Annotated in this window: 23 protein-coding genes and 1 pseudogene; 14 read left to right on the top strand and 10 right to left on the bottom strand. The window is 64.7% G+C overall.

Annotated features, from left to right (window positions below; all coding sequences use genetic code 11):
* Window positions 1-8: 8 nt before the first annotated feature.
* The 3 genes and pseudogenes from B3349_RS09720 to B3349_RS09710 all read left to right on the top strand — a co-directional run bounded on the left by B3349_RS09720 (window position 9) and on the right by B3349_RS09710 (window position 1989).
* The gene (locus B3349_RS09720) at window positions 9-764 is read left to right on the top strand and encodes an amino acid ABC transporter permease (protein ID WP_291588430.1); all 756 of its coding nucleotides are present in this window, start codon (window positions 9-11) and stop codon (window positions 762-764) included.
* Window positions 761-1447 (top strand): amino acid ABC transporter permease, encoded by a 687-nt coding sequence (locus B3349_RS09715; protein WP_291588429.1) that lies wholly within the window; start codon window positions 761-763, stop codon window positions 1445-1447. Before B3349_RS09720 ends, B3349_RS09715 begins: the two co-directional genes overlap by 4 nt.
* 86 nt (window positions 1448-1533) lie before the next feature.
* Window positions 1534-1989 (top strand): annotated as a pseudogene (locus tag B3349_RS09710) (MaoC family dehydratase).
* A gap of 5 nt (window positions 1990-1994) precedes the next feature.
* Here B3349_RS09710 and B3349_RS09705 read toward each other — a convergent pair.
* On the bottom strand, window positions 1995-2978 hold the full coding sequence (locus B3349_RS09705; RefSeq protein WP_291588428.1) for a LysR family transcriptional regulator: 984 nt from the start codon (window positions 2976-2978) through the stop codon (window positions 1995-1997).
* A 184-nt stretch (window positions 2979-3162) separates the two neighbouring features.
* Between B3349_RS09705 and lysA the strand changes: the two genes are divergently transcribed.
* Window positions 3163-4410, top strand: a complete 1248-nt coding sequence (gene lysA / locus B3349_RS09700) for a diaminopimelate decarboxylase (protein WP_291588427.1) — start codon at window positions 3163-3165, stop codon at window positions 4408-4410.
* A 318-nt stretch (window positions 4411-4728) separates the two neighbouring features.
* On the top strand, window positions 4729-5691 hold the full coding sequence (locus B3349_RS09695; protein ID WP_291588426.1) for an aldo/keto reductase: 963 nt from the start codon (window positions 4729-4731) through the stop codon (window positions 5689-5691).
* A 118-nt stretch (window positions 5692-5809) separates the two neighbouring features.
* Here B3349_RS09695 and B3349_RS09690 read toward each other — a convergent pair whose 3' ends face one another.
* The 4 genes from B3349_RS09690 to B3349_RS09675 all read right to left on the bottom strand — a co-directional run bounded on the left by B3349_RS09690 (window position 5810) and on the right by B3349_RS09675 (window position 8426).
* The gene (locus tag B3349_RS09690) at window positions 5810-6799 is read right to left on the bottom strand and encodes an NAD(P)H-dependent glycerol-3-phosphate dehydrogenase (RefSeq protein WP_291588425.1); all 990 of its coding nucleotides are present in this window, start codon (window positions 6797-6799) and stop codon (window positions 5810-5812) included.
* Between the two features lie 292 nt (window positions 6800-7091).
* Window positions 7092-7550: a protein-export chaperone SecB gene (gene secB, locus B3349_RS09685; protein ID WP_066539427.1), complete on the bottom strand. Its 459-nt coding sequence runs from the start codon at window positions 7548-7550 to the stop codon at window positions 7092-7094.
* A gap of 128 nt (window positions 7551-7678) precedes the next feature.
* Window positions 7679-7936 (bottom strand): glutaredoxin 3, encoded by a 258-nt coding sequence (gene grxC / locus B3349_RS09680; RefSeq protein WP_291588424.1) that lies wholly within the window; start codon window positions 7934-7936, stop codon window positions 7679-7681.
* 82 nt (window positions 7937-8018) lie between these two features.
* Window positions 8019-8426: a rhodanese-like domain-containing protein gene (locus B3349_RS09675; RefSeq protein ID WP_291588423.1), complete on the bottom strand. Its 408-nt coding sequence runs from the start codon at window positions 8424-8426 to the stop codon at window positions 8019-8021.
* 168 nt (window positions 8427-8594) lie between these two features.
* Between B3349_RS09675 and gpmA the strand changes: the two genes are divergently transcribed.
* The 4 genes from gpmA to B3349_RS09655 all read left to right on the top strand — a co-directional run bounded on the left by gpmA (window position 8595) and on the right by B3349_RS09655 (window position 12226).
* The gene (gpmA, locus tag B3349_RS09670) at window positions 8595-9338 is read left to right on the top strand and encodes a 2,3-diphosphoglycerate-dependent phosphoglycerate mutase (protein ID WP_291588422.1); all 744 of its coding nucleotides are present in this window, start codon (window positions 8595-8597) and stop codon (window positions 9336-9338) included.
* Window positions 9339-9442: 104 nt separating this feature from the next.
* Window positions 9443-10879: a S41 family peptidase gene (locus tag B3349_RS09665; RefSeq protein WP_291588421.1), complete on the top strand. Its 1437-nt coding sequence runs from the start codon at window positions 9443-9445 to the stop codon at window positions 10877-10879.
* Between the two features lie 92 nt (window positions 10880-10971).
* Entirely contained in the window at window positions 10972-11715 is a 744-nt protein-coding gene (locus tag B3349_RS09660; protein WP_291588420.1) for a HesA/MoeB/ThiF family protein, read from the top strand.
* Window positions 11716-11848: 133 nt separating this feature from the next.
* A complete protein-coding gene (locus B3349_RS09655; protein WP_291588419.1) occupies window positions 11849-12226 on the top strand; it encodes a response regulator in 378 nt (125 codons plus the stop codon).
* 64 nt (window positions 12227-12290) lie between these two features.
* Here the strand turns inward: B3349_RS09655 and B3349_RS09650 are convergent, their stop codons facing one another.
* On the bottom strand, window positions 12291-12923 hold the full coding sequence (locus tag B3349_RS09650; protein ID WP_291588418.1) for a response regulator: 633 nt from the start codon (window positions 12921-12923) through the stop codon (window positions 12291-12293).
* 143 nt (window positions 12924-13066) lie between these two features.
* On the opposite strand from B3349_RS09650, the gene B3349_RS09645 reads away from it, so the two are divergent.
* From B3349_RS09645 to B3349_RS09625, 5 genes are all read left to right on the top strand, one after another.
* Entirely contained in the window at window positions 13067-14422 is a 1356-nt protein-coding gene (locus tag B3349_RS09645; protein WP_291588417.1) for a CHASE3 domain-containing protein, read from the top strand.
* Between the two features lie 193 nt (window positions 14423-14615).
* Window positions 14616-14780, top strand: a complete 165-nt coding sequence (locus B3349_RS09640) for a DUF1328 domain-containing protein (protein WP_083520533.1) — start codon at window positions 14616-14618, stop codon at window positions 14778-14780.
* A gap of 32 nt (window positions 14781-14812) precedes the next feature.
* Window positions 14813-15241, top strand: a complete 429-nt coding sequence (locus tag B3349_RS09635) for a hypothetical protein (RefSeq protein ID WP_291588416.1) — start codon at window positions 14813-14815, stop codon at window positions 15239-15241.
* Between the two features lie 119 nt (window positions 15242-15360).
* Window positions 15361-15681, top strand: a complete 321-nt coding sequence (locus B3349_RS09630) for a BON domain-containing protein (RefSeq protein ID WP_066539439.1) — start codon at window positions 15361-15363, stop codon at window positions 15679-15681.
* A 141-nt stretch (window positions 15682-15822) separates the two neighbouring features.
* Window positions 15823-16947: a zinc-binding metallopeptidase family protein gene (locus B3349_RS09625; RefSeq protein WP_291588415.1), complete on the top strand. Its 1125-nt coding sequence runs from the start codon at window positions 15823-15825 to the stop codon at window positions 16945-16947.
* A gap of 66 nt (window positions 16948-17013) precedes the next feature.
* Here B3349_RS09625 and coaD read toward each other — a convergent pair whose 3' ends face one another.
* From coaD to B3349_RS09605, 4 genes are all read right to left on the bottom strand, one after another.
* The gene (gene coaD / locus B3349_RS09620) at window positions 17014-17508 is read right to left on the bottom strand and encodes a pantetheine-phosphate adenylyltransferase (RefSeq protein ID WP_291588414.1); all 495 of its coding nucleotides are present in this window, start codon (window positions 17506-17508) and stop codon (window positions 17014-17016) included.
* A 165-nt stretch (window positions 17509-17673) separates the two neighbouring features.
* Window positions 17674-18435 carry a 16S rRNA (guanine(966)-N(2))-methyltransferase RsmD gene (gene rsmD, locus B3349_RS09615; RefSeq protein ID WP_414646874.1) on the bottom strand — a complete coding sequence of 254 codons (762 nt, stop codon included), beginning with the start codon at window positions 18433-18435 and terminating at the stop codon, window positions 17674-17676.
* Complete coding sequence (locus tag B3349_RS09610; protein WP_414646873.1) at window positions 18432-19787, bottom strand: M16 family metallopeptidase; 1356 nt, start codon at window positions 19785-19787, stop codon at window positions 18432-18434. Before B3349_RS09610 ends, rsmD begins: the two co-directional genes overlap by 4 nt.
* 20 nt (window positions 19788-19807) lie before the next feature.
* Window positions 19808-21265: a M16 family metallopeptidase gene (locus tag B3349_RS09605; RefSeq protein WP_291588413.1), complete on the bottom strand. Its 1458-nt coding sequence runs from the start codon at window positions 21263-21265 to the stop codon at window positions 19808-19810.
* Between the last annotated feature and the right edge of the window lie 10 nt (window positions 21266-21275).

The following is a 21275-nucleotide window of genomic DNA, read 5'->3' as shown; positions in this document are numbered from 1 at the left end:
GGCTTCCCATGACCCCTGTTCTCCCCTGGCCAGACGCGGTGCTGGCCGTCAAATACTGGCAATGGCTGCTCAGCGGCTGGTCGGTCACCATGGGCACCTCGCTGCTGGTGATTGCCCTGTCCACCCTGCTGGGCATGCTGTTTGCCATCGCCCGCGATGCCCCCGTGCCGGCGCTGCGCGTAGCGGCCAGCGTCTACCTCTCGGTGTTTCGCAACACGCCGCTGCTGGTGCAGCTGTTTTTCTGGTATTTCGGCGTTCCCAGCCTGCTGCCTGCGGGCTGGATGGGCTGGCTGAACACGCCACATGTGCTGGCCCTGGGCGGATGGCATCTGGCCTGGCCGTCGCTGGAGTTCCTGTCCGCCGCCGTAGGCCTGGTGCTGTATTCCACGGCCTATGTGGGCGAGGAAATCCGCGCGGGCATAGCCAACGTGCCGCGCAGCCAGCTTCAGGCGGCCCTGAGCCTGGGCATGACGCGCTGGCAGTCGCTGCGCCATATCGTGCTGCCGCAGGCGCTGGCCCATGTGGTCTCGCCGCTGTGCGGGCAGTACATGAATATCACCAAGAACACCTCGCTGGGCATGACGATCGGCCTGGTGGAACTGTCCTACCGCGCACGCCAGGCGGAGGCCGAGACCTTTCAGTCTTTCCAGGTCTACGGCATCAGCACCGTGCTCTACATCGTGCTCATCATCGCCCTGGAGCTGCTGAGCCGACAGGTGCAGCGCCGGCGCCGATGGGGCCGGCTGCCCGTGGGGCGCACATGAACCTGGCAGCATTGGCCGACGACTGGCTCTACCTGCTGGTGGGCACCTTCCCCGAAGGACCGCCCGGTGGTGCGCTGCTGACCTTGATCCTGAGCGCCACCTCCGGCCTGGCCTCGGCCGCGCTGGGGCTGGTGCTGGGCATCGCACTGGCCATGGGCAGCGGGCCGTGGGCCACGCTCTTGCACACCGTGCTGGGCTTTCTGCGCGCCATTCCCGTGCTGATGCTGATCTTCTGGATCTACTTTCTGCTGCCCATGCTGTTCGGTATGGATGTGCCAGGCACGGTGTCCGTGGTGTGTGCCCTGTCGCTGATCGGCGGCGCTTATCTGGCACACGCCGTGGCGGCGGGCATCCATGCCGTGCCCCAGGGCCAGTGGGACGCAGGCCGAGCGCTGGGCATGGGCCGCTGGCAGGTCCTGCGCTGGCTGGTGCTGCCGCAGGCACTCACGGCCATGCTGCCCTCGCTGGTCAACCAGTGGGTCACACTCATCAAGGACAGCTCGCTGGCCTATATCGTGGGCGTGGGCGAACTGTCGTTTCTCTCCACCCAGGTGAACGCGCGGCTGATGGTGAACCCGGCCGAGGTGTTTGTATTCGTGGGCGGCGTGTACTGGCTGCTGTGCTCGCTGCTCCACCTGCTCACCTGGGCCGTCGGACGGCGGCAGCCAGCGCAGCGCGCCTGATTCGCTCCTGCACTGCTGCCTGCGCTACAGGGCCGTCACGCCCGGCCCTACATACTGGCCGGCATTCCCCCCACAAGGAGGCCGACATGCCGGAAAAGAACCTGTACCTGGACGATTTGTACGTGGGCCAGACCTTTGTCAGCGGTGAGCATGTGCTGGACGAAGCCCAGATCATTGCCTATGCCAGGCAGTTCGACCCGCAGGTCTTTCACCTTGACCCGGAAGCCGCCAAGCACACCTTCTTCCAGGGTCTGGCGGCCAGCGGCTGGCACACGGCATCGGTCAGCATGCGCCTGGTGACCGAGAGCATTCCGCTGGCAGACGGCGTGATCGGCGGCGGCATGGAAGAGCTGGCCTGGCCCCAGCCCACACGGCCCGGCGACCGGCTGCATGTGGAATAAGAGATCGTGGAGATCATCCCCTCCCAGTCCAAGCCCGACCGCGCCATGCTCCGCGTGCTGTGCCAGACCAAGAACCAGCGCGGCGAAGTGCTGCAGCGCTTCCGCCCCAAGATGCTGGCTTTCAAGCGCCCCACCGCCTGAGGCGTTCAGCCGGCGGGTGGCTGCAGCGCCTGCGCCGTGTGCTGCAAAGCGGCCACCAGCGCATCCACAGCCGGCTCGGCCGGGCGGTGCAGCGGCAGCAGCACATGCACCTGGTAGGGAATGGCAAAGGCCAGCGGGCGCACCACCAGCTGCGGCCCAGCACAGGCCTGGGCCGTGTAGGGATTGACGATGGCCACGCCCAGCCCCTGCTGCACCAGCGCGCAGACCGAGACCGCACTGGCCGTCTCCAGCCCCAGCGGGCGCTCCACCCCGGCCTGGGCAAACACCGCATCGATCTGCTGACGGTACGGGTCGTCCCGCGCCAGGCTGATAAAGGGCTGGCCGGCAAAGTCCGGCGCCGCCAGCAGCGGCTGCTGCGCCAGCGGATGGGTGGCGGGCAGCACTGCCACCTCGTCCAGCGCCGGCAGCGGCAGGCTGCGTGTGCCGGGCGGGGCGTCAGCCAGCTCGGCCAAACCCAGGTCAAAACGCTGCGCGGCCATCCATTCCTGCAGCAGCGGCCCTTCCTGGGTGGTGATGCTCACCGGCACCGCGCCCTGCCGGGCCTGCAGGCGCGCCAGGGCGCCAGGCAGCAGCGCATGGCTGAGCGCCGGCAGGCACAGCACGCGCACATGGGCACCCTGGGCCTGGCCCAGCTCCAACGCCCGGTCCACCACGCGCTCCAGACCCTGCCAGCTGCGCTGCACCTCGGCCCACAGCGCCAGCGCCCGCGCCGTAGGGCGCAACCGGCCCTGGGCACGCTCGAACAGCGCATAGCCCAGCAACTGTTCCAGCCGTGCCAGCTCGCGGCTGACGGTGGGCTGGCTGGTGAACAGCAGCCGTGCCGCACCGGTGACACCGCCGGCCAGCATCACCGCCCGGAACACCTCAATGTGGCGGTGGGCAATGCGGGGCGCAGTCCCGGTGGAATCGGAGACCGCGGCAGGCACAGCCGGCACAGGCGGCACAGAGGAAGCAGGCGGACGGGTCATGGTAGCTGGCAATGCATATCGAATATGAATGACTTTGCCACAACAAAGCATTAGACCAAATACACCTACTGCGGCATTCTCTGCATCCAAGGGGGTCGGCCACCGTGCCAGATGGCCCATCTTTCCCGCATCGCACGCACCCGCTGTGCGCCAAAGCCGCTATCCATTGCAGAGTATCCAGACCATGAGCAACCCTTTCTCCCCCGCCCAGCTGTGGGCCCTGGCCGACGAATTCGGCACACCGCTGTGGGTGTACGACGCCGCCACCATCCGCGAGCGCATTGCCCAGCTCCAGGCCTTTGACACCGTGCGCTTTGCCCAGAAGGCCTGCTCCAACATCCACATCCTCCAGCTGATGCGCGAACAGGGCGTGAAGGTGGATGCTGTCTCGCGCGGCGAGATCCTGCGCGCTCTGGCCGCCGGTTTCACCCCGGGCTTTGGCGAACCGGCCGACATCGTCTTCACCGCCGATGTGATGGACGAAGCCACGCTGGCCACCGTGGTGGAACACCAGGTGCCGGTGAACGCCGGCTCCATCGACATGCTGCACCAACTGGCCGCCGCATCCAAGGGCCACCATGTGTGGCTGCGCATCAACCCCGGTTTTGGCCACGGCCACAGCAACAAGACCAATACCGGCGGCGAACACAGCAAGCACGGCATCTGGCACAGCGAGCTGGAAGCCGCGCTGGAAGCCATCAAGACCGGCGGCCTGGTGCTCGCCGGCCTGCACATGCACATCGGCTCGGGCGTGGACTACGGCCACCTGCAGGAAGTCTGCGGCGCCATGGTCAAGCTGGTGGAACGCACCCGGGCGGCCGGCGTGGACCTGCATGCGATTTCCGCGGGCGGTGGTCTGTCCATCCCCTACAAGGCGGGCGATGCCACCATCGACACCGAGCACTACCACGGCCTGTGGAATGCGGCACGCCAGCAGGCCGAAGCCATCGTGGGCCACCGTCTGGGTCTGGAGCTGGAGCCCGGCCGCTTCCTGGTCGCGGAATCCGGCGTGCTGCTGGGCACCGTGCGCGCCACCAAGAATGCAGGCAGCAACCACTTCGTGCTGGTCGACACTGGCTTCAACGAACTGATGCGCCCCAGCATGTACGGCAGCTACCACGGCATGGAAGTGCTGCGCCGCGACGGCCGGCAACTGCCCGCGCAGGACAGCGTGGTGGCCGGCCCGCTGTGCGAATCGGGCGATGTCTTCACCCAGGGCGATGGCGGCGTGGTGCTGCCCCGCAGCCTGGCCGGGGCCAGCGTGGGCGATCTTCTGGTGATCCACGACACGGGCGCCTACGGCAGCTCCATGTCCAGCAACTACAACACCCGGCCGCTGGCGGCCGAGGTACTGGTCGACGCAGGCCAGGCCCGCCTGATTCGCCGCCGCCAGACGGTGGACCAGCTGCTGGCACTGGAACTGGGCCTGTAATCCCTGACCGGCCGGCCTGCCGCGCTGCACCACCTGGTACGGCCGACAGGCAACGGCGCTGTTGACGCACTTCAGCCACCTTCGGGTGGCTTTTTTTGCACCCACCTGCCGCCCTTCGCCGCCAGTGGCTGCGGGCTGTCCTGCAGGCGATAAGCACCGGGCCGGCGGTCACGCGAGAATGGCCGCAGCACCTGGATATGAACATGGCCCACACCTTCCTGCACCTGTGTGATCAGCTCATTTATTCATAGCTTTTGGTGCTAAGCCCCTGTGTACCATGGGTGCGCAATACCTGCCCTTCCCTGCCTGGAGATCCCAATGTCCTTTCCCACCCGCCCGCTGGGCCAATCGCCGCTGATGGTGTCGCCGCTGTGTTTTGGCGGCAATGTGTTCGGGTGGACGGTGGACCCGTCCACCAGCTTTGCTCTGCTGGACGCGTGGCTGGGCGCGGGCATGAACTTCGTCGACACGGCCGATGTGTACTCGCGCTGGGTGCCGGGCCATGTGGGCGGTGAATCGGAAACCCTCATCGGCCAGTGGCTGCAAAAAAGCGGCAAGCGCAAGCAACTGGTGCTGGCCACCAAACTGGGCAAGGACATGGGCGACGGCAAGGTCGGCCTGCACCCCAAGTACATCAAGCAGGCGGTGGATGCCTCGCTGACGCGCCTGCAGACCGATTACATCGACCTGTATCAGACCCATGACGACGATCTGAACATTCCGCTGGAAGATGTGCTGGGCACCCTGGGCGAGCTGATCCAGGCCGGCAAGGTGCGCGCCATCGGCGCAAGCAACTACAGCGCCCAGCGCCTGGCCGAGGCGCTGGACTGCAGCGACCGGCACCGCCTGGCGCGCTTTGACAGCCTGCAGCCGCTGTACAACCTGTACGACCGCGCCGTGTTTGAAAAAGAGCTGCAGCCGCTGTGCGTGGCGCGCAACGTGGGCGTGATCAATTTCTACGCGCTGGCGGCCGGCTTTCTGACGGGCAAATACCGCAGCGAGGCCGATGTCGGCAAAAGCCTGCGCGGCGCCAAGACCACCAGCCTGTACCTGAACCCGCGCGGGCTGCGTATCGTCAATGCACTGGAGCAGGTGGCCGCCCAGTACAAGGCCCAGCCCAGCGAGGTGGCCATTGCCTGGCTGCTGCAGCAAGCCGGCATTGCCGCGCCGATTGCCAGCGCCACCAGCCTGGCGCAGCTGCAATCCCTGGTCACGGCCGCCACACTGCAACTGGATGCCGCCGCACTGGCCACGCTGGACGCCGCCAGCCGGGAGGACTGAGCCGCTGGCGCGCATGCGCCGCAGCACCCCGCCCTGGCAAAAAACCGAACGGTCTGCGCAGAGGCCAGGCCGTTCAGTCTATGCAGCGCCGTCCGCCTGCGCGCAGTCGGCCAGCGGTTCAACGCTCCTGCTTCGGGTCACGCTCCATCAGACGATGCACAGCCTGGGCCGGCGCCACCTTGCCGTCCAGCAGGTCGACCACCGTCGCCGCAATCGGCATGTCCACACCCAGCACCTGGGCGCGGGCCAGCACGGTGCGGGCGCTGTACACGCCTTCAGCCACATGGCCCAGTGACTCCACAGCCTGGGCCAGTCCCATGCCGCGGGCCAGCAGCAAACCCACCTTGCGGTTGCGCGACAGGTCGCCGGTGGCCGTCAGCATCAGATCACCCAGGCCCGACAGGCCCATGAAGGTGTCGGCCCGGGCGCCCAGGGCCACGCCCAGGCGTGTCATCTCGGCCAGGCCGCGCGTCAGCAGCGCGGCGCGGGCATTCAGTCCCAGCTCCAGCCCGTCGCACAGACCGGAGGCAATGGCCATCACGTTCTTCACGGCGCCCCCCACTTCCACCCCGACGATGTCATCGTTGCCGTACACGCGCAGCGAGGGGCTGTGCAGCGCCTCCACCAGCGTATGGCGCACGCCGGCATCGCGGCTGGCAGCCACCAGGGCCGAAGGCTGGCTGCGCGCCACCTCCTGCGCAAAGCTGGGACCGCTCAGTGCGCCACAGCGCAACCGGGGCGCCACCTCGGCGCAAACCTCGTGCGGCATCAAGCCGGTACCGGCTTCAAAGCCCTTGCACAACCAGGCCACGGGCGCGTGCAGATGCTGCAGCCGCTGCAGCCATTCGCGCAATGCGGCCATGGGCGTGCCAATGATGACCAGCTCGGCATCGGCCACGGCATCCAGGGCGTCGCCCTGCACCACCTGCAGGCCCGGCGCAAACGCCAGGCCCGGCAGGTAGCGCATGTTCTGGCGGCTGTCGTGCATCTCCCGGGCCTGCACGGCATCGCGTGCCCACAGGCGCACCTGGTGGCCCGCGGGGTGGGCGGCGGCCGACATGGCCATGGCCGTGCCCCAGGCTCCGGCACCAATCACTGTGATTTTCATAGCTGCTTGTGCAGTTTCCATATGCTTTAGCGGCACCTTGAAGGTTTGTTCTTTCCCGGCGCTGCAGCGCAGCACGGGACATGCAGCCAGCATGGTACGCGCTGGCACACCCGCCTTGGTGCAGCGCAGCAGGCCACAGGTATCCGAAAGTTATCCGAACCCGGGTCAAAGCAGCCGGATGGCGGCATGCCAGTGTGCTGCGCGCGGCAGGGCCTAATGCAAAGAGGCCCCGCAGGGCCTCTTTGTCCAGAGCACATCGGCACGCGGCGCCAGGGCCGCCTGCCTGCGGTGCTTACTGGGGCAGTGCGCCGTCGGCCTGTGCGGCTTGGGCAGCGGCTTGCTGCTCGTACATGGCCTGGAAGTTGATTTCCGCCAGGTGCACGGGCGGGAAGCCGGCGCGGGTCACGATGTCTGCCACGTTGCCGCGCAGGTAGGGATAGATGATCTGCGGGCAGGCCACGCCGATCACGCCACCCATTTGTTCTTCGGGGATGCCGCGGATTTCGAAGATGCCGGCCTGCTTGGCTTCCACCAGGAACACGGTCTTGTCTTCGATCTTGGTCTGCACCGTGGCGGTCACGGCCACTTCAAAGATGCCTTCGGCCACGGGGGTCGCTTCCACACCCAGTTGGATGTCGACGCTGGGCTGGGTCTGCTCCAGCAGGATGGCGGGCGAGTTCGGTTGTTCCAGCGACAGGTCCTTCAGGTACACGCGCTGGATTTGGAACACGGGGTTTTCTTGTTCGGACATGGAGTCAGTCTTTCAGGTCTAAAGCAACCGGAGCTATACAAAAAAGCCCGCCGGCGCAAAGGCTGCGCAGCGGGCGTGGCGTGCATTATGCAGTCGCGGTCTGGCTGGGCATGGGCACACGGCAGGGATCAGACGTTGAGCAGGGGCAGCAGACCACCCTTGGCATCCAGCGCCATCAGATCGTCGCAACCGCCCACATGGGTATCGCCGATATAGATCTGCGGCACCGTGCGGCGTCCGGTGGACTGCATCATGTGGTCGCGGGCAGCGGGGTCGGTGTCGATGCGCACTTCCTCGATCTGCTCCACGCCCTTGGACTTCAGGATCTGCTTGGCACGGATGCAGTACGGGCACACGGCAGTGGTGTACATCTTGACGGCTTGCATGGAAATCTCTCCTCGGTGGTAAGGGCTGCAACCGGTCCGCAGGGCGAACCCCAGCTGCATATCCCCTCTATGTGGGGGCGGATCAGGCTTTTACAACCGGCATGCCGGCATTGCGCCAGCCCTTCATGCCACCGGCCAGGGCCTGGGCCTTTTCATAGCCCAGCTTCTTGGCCATGGCTTCGGCACGCACGGCGCGGGCGCCCTTCTCGCAGACCAGCACCACGGGGACAGACTTGTTCTTGGCCACCTGGGGCAGGCGCTCGTCCAGCTGTGCCAGGGGAATATTCTTGGCGTTGGTGATGTGACCGGTCACATATTCCTCGGCCTCGCGCACATCGACGACCACCGCTTTTTCGCGGTTGATGCGCTGCACGGCGTCAGCCGGAGTCAGGCTGCCAGCGCCCGCACCCTTGAGGGCAGGCACCATCAGCAGTGCGCCGGAACCAATGGCCAGCAGGAACAAATACCAGTTCTCGATGAAAAATTGCACGTCAATCCTCGGGATAGCAAACCGCGCAATTCTAGGGGGAGTTCCCCGGCCCGCCCCCGCGCACGGGCTTGACTGCTGCCAAGGGCGTCCCGTGCGGCCTAAAATCGCGGTTTTTCACGATCCGCTCACTTCTTTGTTTGCCGCGCGCGTGACGCGCCAAGGGACCCCATGTACAAGCTCGTTTTGATCCGCCACGGCGAATCCACCTGGAACCTCGAGAACCGTTTCACCGGCTGGACCGATGTGGACCTGACCGACACTGGCGTGGAACAGGCCAAGAACGCAGGCCGTCTGCTCAAGGCCGAAGGCTATGACTTCGACCTGGCTTTCACCAGCATGCTCAAGCGCGCCACCCGCACCCTGTGGCACGCCCTGGACGAGATGGACCGTACCTGGCTGCCGGTGGAACACAGCTGGCGCCTGAACGAGCGCCACTACGGCGGCCTGCAGGGTCTGAACAAGGCCGACATGGCCAAGCAGTACGGCGAAGCCCAGGTGCTGCAATGGCGCCGCAGCTACGACGTGCCGCCACCCGCCCTGGAAGCCACCGACCCCCGCAGCGAACGTGGCGACCGCCGCTATGCCGAGCTGCAGCCCGAGCAGATTCCGCTGACCGAATGCCTGAAGGACACCGTGGCCCGCGTGGTGCCGTTCTGGAACGACGCCCTGGCCCCCGCCATCCTGGCCGGCAAGCGCGTGGTGCTGGCCGCCCACGGCAATTCCATCCGTGCGCTGATCAAGTACCTGGACCATATTGCCGATGACGCCATCGTGGGCGTGAACGTGCCCAACGGCATTCCCCTGGTGTACGAGCTGGACGCCAACCTCAAGCCCATCCGCAGCTACTACCTGGGTGATGCCGAAGCCGCTGCCAAGGCCGCCGCTGCCGTGGCCGCCCAGGGCAAGGCCTGACGCGGGGCCGCAGCACGCTCTAGGTATCTGCACCGGGTTCGGACCCCAGACCCCCAAAGGGCCAAGGCCCCCGGTGTATATTGCTGTGTCAAAGGTATGGATCTATGGGCCAAAAACTGAAAATTGCTGGATGGGTATCGGTGGGTGCACTGGCTGGTGCACTGACCACGGTATCGCTGCAGACCGTGGCGCGTGGCGCCATGACGCCGCTGCCGCTGGAAGAGATCCAGCAGCTGTCCGCAGTGTTCGGCATCGTCAAAACCGACTATGTCGAGCAGGTCGATGACAAGAAACTGATCACCGATGCCATCTCCGGTATGGTGGCCAGCCTGGATCCGCACTCCCAGTACTTCGACAAGAAGTCCTTCAAGGAATTCCGGGAAGGCACGTCGGGCCGCTTTGTGGGCGTGGGCATCGAGATCACGCAGGAAGACGGTCTGATCAAGATCGTCTCCCCGATCGAAGGCTCCCCGGCCGACCGTGCCGGCCTGAAGACCAACGACCTGATCACCAAGATCGACGAAACCGCGGTCAAGGGCCTGTCGCTGAACGATGCGGTCAAGCGCATGCGCGGCGAACCCAACACCAAGGTGACACTGACCATTCTGCGCAAGGACGAGAGCCGCAGCTTCCCTGTGACCATCACGCGCGAAGAGATCAAGACCCAGTCCGTCAAGGGCAAGCTGATCGAGCCCGGCTACGGCTGGATCCGCCTGAGCCAGTTCCAGGAACGCACGGTGGACGACTTTGTACGCAAGGTCGAAGAAATCTACAAGCAAGACCCCCAGCTCAAGGGCCTGGTGCTGGACCTGCGCAATGACCCGGGCGGGTTGCTGGATGCGGCCGTGGCGATTTCCTCGGCCTTCCTGCCCCAGGGCGTGACCGTGGTCAGCACCAACGGCCAGTTGCAGGAAAGCAAGGCCACCTTCAAGGCCGATCCCGAGTTCTACGCCCGCCGTGGCCAGGGTGATCCGCTGCAGCGCCTGCCCGCCGCACTGAAGAAAGTGCCGCTGGTGGTGCTGGTCAACGAAGGCTCGGCATCCGCCAGCGAAATCGTGGCCGGTGCCCTGCAGGACCACCACCGCGCCACCATCATGGGCAGCCAGACCTTCGGCAAGGGATCGGTGCAGACCGTGCGCCCCCTGGGCCCGGATACCGGCCTGAAGCTGACCACGGCACGCTACTACACGCCCAGCGGCAAATCCATCCAGGCCAAGGGCATCGTGCCCGATGTGATGGTGGATGAAACCGCCGACGGCGATATGTATGCGGCACTGCGCATGCGCGAAGCCGATCTGGAAAAGCACCTGTCCAGCGGACAGGGCGAGGAAGTCAAGGACGAAGCCCGCGAGAAGGCCCGTGAAGAAGCCCGCAAGCGCCTGGAGGAAGAGGCCAAGAAGCCGGCTTCCGAGCGCCGTCTGCCGGAGTTCGGCTCCGACAAGGACTTCCAGCTGCGCCAGGCGCTGAACCAGCTGCAAGGCAAGTCGGTGAAGGTCAGCAAGACCCTGACCGAGCGCCCCGCAGAAACCAAGGAAGAATGAGCACGGCAGGCTTCCCGCCTGCGCCGCTCACCCAAGCCGGGACGCCATGCTCCCGGCTTTTTCATTTCTCGCAACGATATGGGCCCACTGCCATGAATGACGATCAACTGCTGCGCTACTCACGCCACATCCTGCTGGATGAGGTCGGCATCGAAGGCCAGCAGCGCATTCTGGATGCCCACGCCCTGGTCATAGGTGCAGGCGGTCTGGGCTGCCCGGCAGCGCTGTTTCTGGCATCGGCCGGTGTCGGCGAGATCACGCTGGTGGACCACGACACGGTCGACCTGACCAATCTGCAGCGCCAGATCGGCCACACCACCGAACGTGTGGGCATGCCCAAGGTGGAGTCCCTGGCCGCCGCACTGCATGCGCTGAATCCCGGTGTGAAAGTGCATTGCGTACAGCAGCGTGCCGATTCCGAGCTGCTGGACCACGCAGTGCCGCACGCCAGCGTGGTGCTGGACTGCAGCGACAACTACCGCACGCGCCACGCCATCAACGCGGCCTGCATGCGCCACCAGGTTCCGCTGGTGGCTGCCGCCGTGATCCGCTTTGACGGGCAGCTGAGCGTCTTTGACCCACGCCAGCCCGACAGCCCCTGCTATGCCTGCCTGTTCCCCGCCGATGCCGAGTTTGAAGAGGTGCAATGCTCCACCATGGGCGTTTTTGCCCCGCTGGTCGGCGTGATGGGGAGCCTCCAAGCCACGGAAGCCCTCAAACTGCTTTCCGGGGCAGGCACGTCCATGACAGGGCAGTTGCTGATGCTGGAGGGTCGCAGCATGGAATGGAGCCGGATGCGCGCGCACCGCAACACAGAATGCAAGGTATGCGGTTAAAAAATGTAGGATTCTGCCTACCCTTTTACATCTCAGAGGCTGGCAGAATGGTCCGTACAAAGTGCACACCGGCACTTGCCACTCCGCACCTACCATGTCCGCATTGCGTCCCCCCACTTGATGGTTATCTACAGTGAAACTGCGCGCATACATCGTTGAAGACAACGCCACGATTCGCGAGAACCTGATCGAAACGCTTTCTGAGCTGGCCGATGTGGAGACCGTGGGTATTGCGGAAACCGAAGCCGAAGGCACGGCCTGGCTGTCCGCGAATGGCCACCATTGGGATATTGCCATCGTGGATCTGTTTTTGCGCCAGGGCAGCGGCCTCGGCGTGCTGGCGGCCTGCCAGGAACGCTCTGCGCAGCAGCGTATGGTGGTGCTCAGCAACTACGCCACGGCCGATGTCAGGGCGCGCTGTTCCCAGCTGGGCGTGGATGCGGTATTCGATAAATCGAATGAAATCGATGCGCTGGTGGATTACTGCACACAGCAAAGTGCCGCGGCATAAAAGCCCCGCAACCGCCCATAAAAAAAAGCTGCCTTCCGGCAGCTTTTTTTATGGCGCACAGTCTTCAATCAATGAGCTTGTTTTTCAACGCGTAGTAGGTCAGATCGCTATTGGAGGAGAGCGACATTTTCTCCATCAAACGCGTTCTGTACGTACTTACAGTTTTTACACTTAGAGACAGAGACTTTGCAATATCGCCTGCTGTTTCCCCCTTGGCCAGTTTCAGGAAAACCTGAAATTCGCGCTCTGACAGTTGCTCATGGGGCGGCGCATCGTCCTTGCGATTGAGTTGCTGCGCCAGCAAATCGGCCACCGTGGGCGTCAGATAGCGGCGCCCCAGCGCAATGGTGCGAATGGCTTCGGCAATTTCCTTGGGTTCGCATTCCTTGTTGAGATAACCGCTGGCACCCTGGCGAATCAGATTGATCGCGTAATGCTCTTCGGGATAACCGCTCAGGATCAGAATTCCCATATCCGGCGCCTTGGCCCGCAACATGGCCAGGGCATCCAGGCCACTTTGTCCGGGCATGGACAAATCCATCAGCAATACATCAATCTCTTGCTCTCTCACCAGATCAATGGCTTCACGGCCATTCGAAGCCTCCCCCACCACCCTTAAATCCACATGCTCGGACAGGTATTGGCGTAAACCCTGACGAACAATCGCGTGGTCATCGACTATGCCTACTTTGATCATCGAATCGTTTCTCCTCTGAGTAAGGCACACAGTCAGGTTTCTGTATGCAGAAATCCACTGGTCATTGCTAACGTACATCGCGTCTGAAGCAACTTGATTATGCAGAATAACTGCACCACACTCGTGACCGCAGGAGGATTTCGATGAAGTGGTCCCAAATACGCCGAATGGCCATCAGCTTGCCGCTGGCCATGCTGGCAGCCATCGCCATGGTGGCGATCAATGAGGTTGGGTACCAACGCTCCAACCAGGCGCTTGAAGCCATGGCGCACACCCAAAGCACGCGCAATGCCATCAACCAGTTGATGCAGAACATGCTGGATGCAGAAACTGGGCTGAGAGGCTATCTGCTGACCAGCGACGAACGCTATCTAGAGCCCTACAACAAGGCCGTCACATCGATCAACGGTGACATGGACCAGCTGCGCGAACTGTTCATCGATGAGCCCGATGACCTGACCATTTTCTCTCCTCTCTCCCGCCAGGTCTCCCGCAAGACGGCCGAGATGGAGCTGAGCCTGCGCCTGTTCCGCGAAGGCAATGAGGAAGCCTGGCGCTTCGTCATGTTCACCGACATGGGCAAGCAAAACATGGACGCCATCCGCAGCTACACCCGGCAGCTGACGGAGAGCAGCGATGCCCGTGCAGAGGCCAAACGCAGCGATGTCGAGAACGCGTTGTGGCTGTCCCGCCTGGGGATTGCTACCGTGACGGTAATCGGCCTGCTGGCGTTCTACATGTACCTGCGCCAGACCCACACCCTGGAGGATGTGTACAAGCGGGAACAGAAAATCCAGAGCGAGGAACGCAGCCGCCTGGAAGACCTGGTGCGCGAGCGCACCGCCACCCTGACCGAACTGGCCAACCACCTGCAGCAGGTACGCGAAGACGAACGCGGCCATCTCGCACGTGAATTGCACGACGAACTGGGATCCTTGCTCACAGCAGCCAAGCTTGACGTGGCCCGCCTCAAATCCCGCATCGACATGACGGTGCCCGAAGTGGCGGACCGCATCATGCACCTGACGGAAACCCTCAACAGCGGCATTGCCCTCAAACGCCGCATCATCGAAGACCTGCGCCCGTCGTCCCTCTCCAACCTGGGCCTGACGACGTCACTGGAAATCCTGACCCGCGAGTTCGCCCAGCGCTCCAACATCGAGGTGGAAAGCAGCCTGGAGCAGGTGGAACTGCCCGACGCCACGCAGCTGACGGTCTACCGCATCGTGCAGGAGTCGCTGACCAATATCGGCAAGTACGCCAGTGCGTCCCGGGTGGTGGTCAGCGTGCACAACTACCCTACCTATGTGGCGGTGCAGATCCAGGACAATGGCAACGGTTTTGACATGCACAGCGTGCGTCCCAATTCGCACGGTCTGGCCGGCATGCGCCACCGGGTGGAAGCCGCAGGCGGCCGCCTGACCGTCACCTCCGCACTGGGCGATGGCACCACCATCTCTGCGGTGATTCCCACGGCCCAATCCTCGATTGCCGCCTGACCCCCGCGCCCCGGGCTCCCCATGGCTTGCTTTGGCAAGCCATTTTTTTGTAGTCCCAGACTGACACTTCTGCACCCTCCCGGCTGACGCCGAGCCATCCCCGGGACCGTCACCTCGCTGTTACAGCTGGCCCTACAGTGGTCCATCTGCCTTCCAACATTGGGAAGCGGTTTCACTCTTAGCGGAGAACGATATGCTGCACTACGCCATCGTCTGCTTGGTCATCGCCCTGATTGCCGCCGTCTTCGGCTTTGGCGGCATTGCCGCCAGCGCGGTGGGCATTGCCAAGATTCTGTTCTATGTGTTCGTGATCATGGCCGTCATCACTTTTGTGCTCAGTCTTCTCAAAAAGGGATGAATGCTGCCCTCACCCTATAAAGGATCCATGACATGCCATTTTCTGAAGATACCCAAAAGCGCGTAGACCAGGCTGCGGATGCCACCCGGGATGCCGCCAAGGAAGCCGCCCACAGCGCCCAGGAATTTGCCGGCAACGTGGCCGACAGCGCCCGCGACGCCATGCGCAACACCCGTGCGGCGGCCAGCCATGCGTTTGACAAGGCCCAGGACGGTTTCAATGCGGTGGAGCGCGAGCTCAACCCCACCATCGACGATTTCGCCGCCAAGGCGCAGGCCATGGCAGAGCGCAGCATCCAGTTCTGCGCCGACAGCTCCGAACGCGCACGCCGCCAGTTCCAGCAGGCATCCGAAGCCACCACGCGCTATGTGGTGGAGCAGCCCGGAAAGTCCATCCTGCTGGCCGCCGCTGCGGGTGCCGCCGTCGCCGCCGCACTGCTGATGGGCTCGCGTCGCCGCTAAGGCGCTGGCGCACCACCGCTCCACCACGTGCCTTGGGATCTCACCCGAGGCACGGTATGGCAAAGCGCCCCTCACCTTCTTCCCTTTCTCCCTCCCAACAGACCACATAAGGAGCTTCTATGCAGAAAACCACCCGTGCCATCACCTTGTCTGTCCTGATGGGCGCCGCCGTCCTGGTCACCACCGGTTGTGCCGTGGTCCGCGACCAGCAAAGCGTGGGGTCCTATGTCGATGACTCCGCCATTACCACGGCGGTGAAGGCCAAGATGGCCGAAGACAAGTCCGTGTCGGCCACCGCCATCAGTGTGGAAACCCTCAAGGGCACGGTGCAGCTGTCGGGCTTTGCCAAGAGCCAGGCCGAAAAAGACCGTGCGGAATCCATTGCACGCAACACCAAGAACGTCCGGGCCGTGCAAAACAGCATCGTGGTCCGTCCCTGACCCCCGCTGCGCTGCGGCCGCTCACCGCGCCTGCAGCGCAGCCCCTCCTCCATGACGGGCCCCGGAGCCCCAGTTGCCGGCAAATGCTTACGCGTTTGCCGGCATTTTTTTGGGGCTTTGCCATTCGGTAAGCTACACGCTATGCGCGCCTTCAATTGCGATCACTGCGGCCACCTGGTTTTCTTCGACAGCACCTGCTGCGTGCACTGCGGCAGCACGCTGGCCTTTGTGCCCGAATGGCTGCGCATGGCGGCACTCACCCCGGCTCTGCCCGCAGGCACCCCCTCGGTGCCCGCCGTCCAGGCCATGCCCACGGCCGCCCCTGCGGCCGAACTCTGGCAGTCCAAGGATGCCGGTCGCACGGACTCCGGACGCTGGCGGCTGTGCAGCAACCACACGGCCTACCAAGCGTGCAACTTTGCCGTACCTGCGGACGATCCCCAACCGCTGTGCATTTCCTGCCGGCAAACCCGCTGGCTGCCGGATTTGTCAGACCTCGCCAATCTGCGCCGCTGGAAAGTGATCGAAGATGCCAAGCGCCGCCTGTTCTACACCCTGGCCCGCTTGCACCTGACCCGCCTGGACGGCGTGGTGGCACCCGAGTTCGAGTTCCTGGCAGACCAACCCGGCCAGCCGGTGATGACCGGCCACCGCAGCGGCACCATTGTGCTGAATGTGGCCGAAGCCGATGACGACGAACGCACGCGCCGCCGCATGGCACTGCATGAGCCCTACCGCACGCTGGTCGGCCACCTGCGCCATGAATCGGGGCATTTCTACTGGGATGTGCTGGTCCATGCCCAGCCACACGCACTGGAACAGTTCCGCGCCCTGTTTGGCGATGAGCGCCAGGACTATGGCCAGGCGCTGCAGACCCACTACCACGTGGGTCCTGCCGGCCCCTATGGCTGGCAGGAGCAGCATGTCAGCGCCTATGCCACGGCCCACCCCTGGGAGGACTGGGCAGAAACCTGGGCCCACTATCTGCACATGGTGGATCTGATGGAAACAGCCGCCTGCTACCGCACGCAGCTGACCATACCGGGAGAGCTGGGGCCGCACACCGTGCAGGACCCGTTCACACCGCAAGGCCGTGATTTCAACGCCATGCTACGCGCCTGGGTGCCGCTGACCCTGCTGCTCAACAGCCTGAACCGCAGTCTGGGCCAGGACCACGCCTATCCGTTTGCCCTGTCCGGCGGCGCCATCACCAAGCTGCGCTTTGTGCACGACCTGCTCACGCCCTACCAACCCGCCGCCCACTGAGCAGCGCCCCCTAAGCCAGCGACCAAAGGCCAGACATCAGAGGGTATTCAGCCCCCCTGGCCGGGCTCAAGCGCGTCCCACCTTGGCCATCAAGCGCGCCTGCACGCTGTCAGAAACAAACTTGTCCACCTCGCCGCCCAGCGAGGCAATCTCGCGCACAAAGGTGCTGCTGATGAACTGGTATTTGTCACCCGGCGTCAGGAATACGGTTTCCACCTCGGGCATCAGGTGGCGGTTCATCCCGGCCAGCTGGAATTCATAGTCGAAGTCGGTCACCGCACGCAGCCCGCGCACCATGGCCTTGCCGCCCTTGGCCACAACAAAGTCGCGCACCAGGCCGGAGAAGCTCTCCACCGTGGCGTTGGAGTACGGCGCCGCCGCCTCCCGCACCATCTCCAGGCGCTCGTCCAGCGTGAACAGCGTTTTCTTGTGGTGGCCCGCCGCCACCGCCACGATCACCCGATCAAACAGCTGGCAGGCACGGCGCACCACGTCTTCGTGGCCCAGGGTGATGGGGTCGAAAGTGCCAGGGTAGACAGCAATCACCGGGGGATGGGACATGGACAGGCCTCCTTGTTCTGCAGGGTTGTCAAAAAAAGCAGCGCCATTATGCCGCTGCCCATCCCGCCACCCTGTCCCCTGGAAGATGCCTGCGCACCATCAAAAAGAGGCCCAGCAGAGCCTCTTGTGCAATCTGCTTGCGCGCAGCAGTGGCCTGCATCGGCATTACTCCGCTGCAGCAGCCTCCGGGCGCTTGCGCAGCAAATGCGCGTGCACCATGCCGGCTTTCAGGTAGCGGTGCACCTGCAGACCGACAGCCTCCAGCGCGGCATCGTCCCAGGCCGCGGGCGCTTCCAGGTAGACATAGCCATCCGCAGCCACCGCCTGGGCGGCTGCCTGCAGCGCGGGCTGAAACAGCGCTTCAGCGCCGAACGGCGGGTCGAGAAAGATCGCATGCCATTGGCCGGGCGCCGCCTGCTTCAGCGCGGCCAGCGCATCACCACGCTGCACACGCACCGCCGTGGCCCCCAGTTGCTGCTGCAACCGCTGGATCTGGGCAATCAACGCCGCATCCTGCTCCACCATCCACACTTCGGCGGCGCCGCGCGAAGCGGCTTCCAGTCCGAGTGCGCCAGTGCCGGCAAACGCGTCGATGCAACGCCAGCCCCCCAGGTCCTGGCCCAGCCAGTTGAACAGAGTCTCGCGCACGCGGTCGGGCGTGGGGCGCAGGCCAGGCCGGGTGGCCACAGGCAGGCGCCGGCGGCGCCAAGCGCCTCCGATGATGCGGATCTCTCCGCTACCGGTATTGCCCTGGCGCGGCGCCTTGTTTCCGCCCCCTTGCTTGGCACGGGCAGCGGAAGCCTTGGCGGCGTTCTTGACGGCAGCACCTGCGGTCTCGGCCTCCTGCTGGGCTTTTTCCTGGCGGCGCTTGAGCTTGGCCTCCACGGCCAGGGCTTCGTCCAGGGTGCGATAACTGTTGCGGCTCACTTGTTCTTTTCTCCGAGCACCACGGTGACCATGCGGTCCGGGTGCAGCACGCGCTGCACGGCAGCGCGGATGTCGTTCACGGTCAGGGCCTGAATGCGGTCGGTCCAGTGGTCCAGATAGTCCAGAGGCAGGCCGTTCCAGGCGATATTGGCCACATTGCCCAGCAGCTTGGCATTGCTGTCGATGCGCAGGGCGAAGCCACCGATCAGATTGTCCTTGGCTGCCTGCAACTCGGCTTCCGTGGGGCCTTCGGCGACGAACCGGGCCAGCACCTCGCGCGAGACCTTCAGTGCCTCTTCCGCCTGGTCGGGCCGCGTCTGCAGGCTGATGACGAAGGCACCGGCATGCAGACCGGGCGCAAAGTCGCTGCTCACGCCATACGTCAGGCCGCGCTTTTCACGCACCTCTTCCATCAGTCGCGAGACAAAGCCGCCACCGCCCAGGATGTGGTTGCCCACCAGCAGGGCCAGAAAGTCGGGGTCCTTGCGCGCAATGCCAGGCTGGCCGACCAGCACCTGGGCCTGGGCCGACTGGAAGGGAATCTTTTCCTCCACCGCCTTGCTCAGAGCTGGCACCTCTGCCACGGCGGGCAGAGGCAGGCAGCCCTTGCCGTCATTGGCAGGCAAGCGGGCCAGCAACTGCTGCACCAGGGTGTCGGCCTGGGCGCGGTTCACCGCCCCCACCACGCTGACCTTGGCACGGCAGGCCTGGAACGATCGCGCATGCAGGGCCTGCATGTCGCCCAGCTGGATATGGGCCAGCGTCTGCTCCGTGGTGCGCATGCCGTAGGGGTGGCCGCTGTACACCAGCTTGCCGAAGGCACGGCCGGCCACCGTGCCAGGGCGGGTGCTGCTTTCCTGGATGGCCGCGCTCCAGCGGGCGCGCTCGCGCTGCCACACGTCCTGCGGCCAGCTGGGCTGTGCCATCTGGCGCGAGGCCAGGTCCACCGAGCGGTTCAGCAGATCCGGCACCGTCAGACTGCGCAGCGAATAGCTGAAGCTGTCCTGCCCGGCGCCCGCTCCGAACGAGGCCCCCAGATCGGCCCAGGCTTCGCCCAGCCTGTTTTCGTCCAGCGCCGCCGCCTTGCCGTCGGCCTTGACACCCTTGGAAGCCATCAACGCCACGGCAGTGGCCAGACCGGACTTGTCCACCGGGTCGCGGCGGCTGCCGGCATCAAACGCCACCTGTACATCCACCATGGGAATGCTGGGACTTTCCACCAGCCAGACCTGGGCGCCGCTGGCCTGGGTCCAGTGCTGGATGGGCAGCAGTGCCCAGGCGTTGCTCACGCCCAGGCCTGCCACGGTGCATGCCGCATAGGCGCAGGCCGCAATGGTTTTCATCTTCTTCATGACCAAATCTCTCCTGGCGCTCAGTGCAGATCGCCGCTGACAGGGGCGGCAGGGCGGGGTTTCTTGCCCGCCAGGGGCTGGGGCACCAGCACGCCCACGGTCAGTTGGTCGTCACCAAAATAGCGTCGGGCCACGGACTGCACCTGCTCGGCCGTCACGGCCATCAACTGGCGCAGCACCTGGTCTTCGGCATCCACGGGCATGCCCATGGTCCAGTAACTGCCCAGGCTTTGTGCCTGTGCAAAGACCGAGTCCCGCTCATACACATTCGAGGCCATCCACTGGGTCTTGACCCGCTCCAGCTCGGCCGCCTGCACACCGTCCTTGGCAATACGCTGGATCTGGCCACGCAGGGCTTTTTCCACTTCCGCCGCCGTATGGCCCTTGGCCGGCACGCCGGTCAACATGAACAGCGCCGGCCCCCGGCCGAATACCGAGGCCGAACTGCCAGCCCCATCGGCCACGCGGCCCTTGCCTTGCACCAGGGCCCGCTCCAGGCGCGCACCGTCATAGCCGTCCAGCACAGCGGACAGCACCAGCAGCGCCAGTGCGTCGCGGTCTTCGGCCGTGGGCTGGGCCAGATTGCGGTAGGCCGGAGCGCGGTAGGCCATGGCCACAAAGGCCTGCTCGGCCGGCTGTTTCACTTCGATGCGGCGCACGCCGATCTGCGCAGGCTCGGTGCGCGGCTTGCGCGTTGGCACAGTGCGAGCCGGAATCTGGCCGTAGGTGGCTTCCGCCCAGACCTTGACCTGGTCGGGATCGACATCTCCGGCAATCACGATGACGGCATTGGCCGGCACATACCAGGCTTTCTGGAACTGGCGCACATCGTCGGGCGTCATCGCGTCCAGATCGTCCATCCAGCCCACCACCGGGCGGCGGTAGGGCGAGGACTGGAACACGGTGGCCATCATCTGCTCCATCAGCACCGAGCGCGGCTGGTCTTCGGTGCGCATGCGGCGCTCTTCCTTGACCACTTCGATTTCCTTGGTGAACTCGGCATCCGGCCACTGGTTGCTGGCAAAGCGGTCGGCCTCCAGGGCCATCACTTCCTGCAGCTTGTTCGCCGGAATCTGCTGGTAGTACCCGGTGTAGTCACGGTTGGTGAAAGCGTTCTCACGCCCGCCCAGAGCGGCCACCTTGCGCGAGAAATCGCCCGGCGCCACCTTGGCCGAGCCCTTGAACATCATGTGTTCCACCACATGGGCCACGCCCGAAGTGCCATCCACCTCGTCCATGGAACCCACCCGCACCCAGACCATGTTCACGGCCGTGGGGGCACGCTTGTCCGGCTGCACAATCAATTGCATGCCATTGGAGAGCTGGTACTGGCGCACGCTGGAAGCCGCGCCAGGGGCTGCGACAGCCCATTCGGCCAGCGAAGACGACACCGATGGCGTGGCCGGTGCATCCGCAGAACCGGCCTGCGCCAGTGCGGCACTTGCCACAAGTCCTAGGAGGGTAAGGGTACGTTTCATAGAATGGAGT

The sequence above is a fragment of the Comamonas sp. UBA7528 genome (assembly GCF_002479375.1).
Taxonomy (GTDB): domain Bacteria; phylum Pseudomonadota; class Gammaproteobacteria; order Burkholderiales; family Burkholderiaceae_C; genus Comamonas.
The sequence above is the reverse complement of the archived record's forward strand: the minus strand, read 5'-3'. Positions and strand labels throughout refer to the sequence as shown.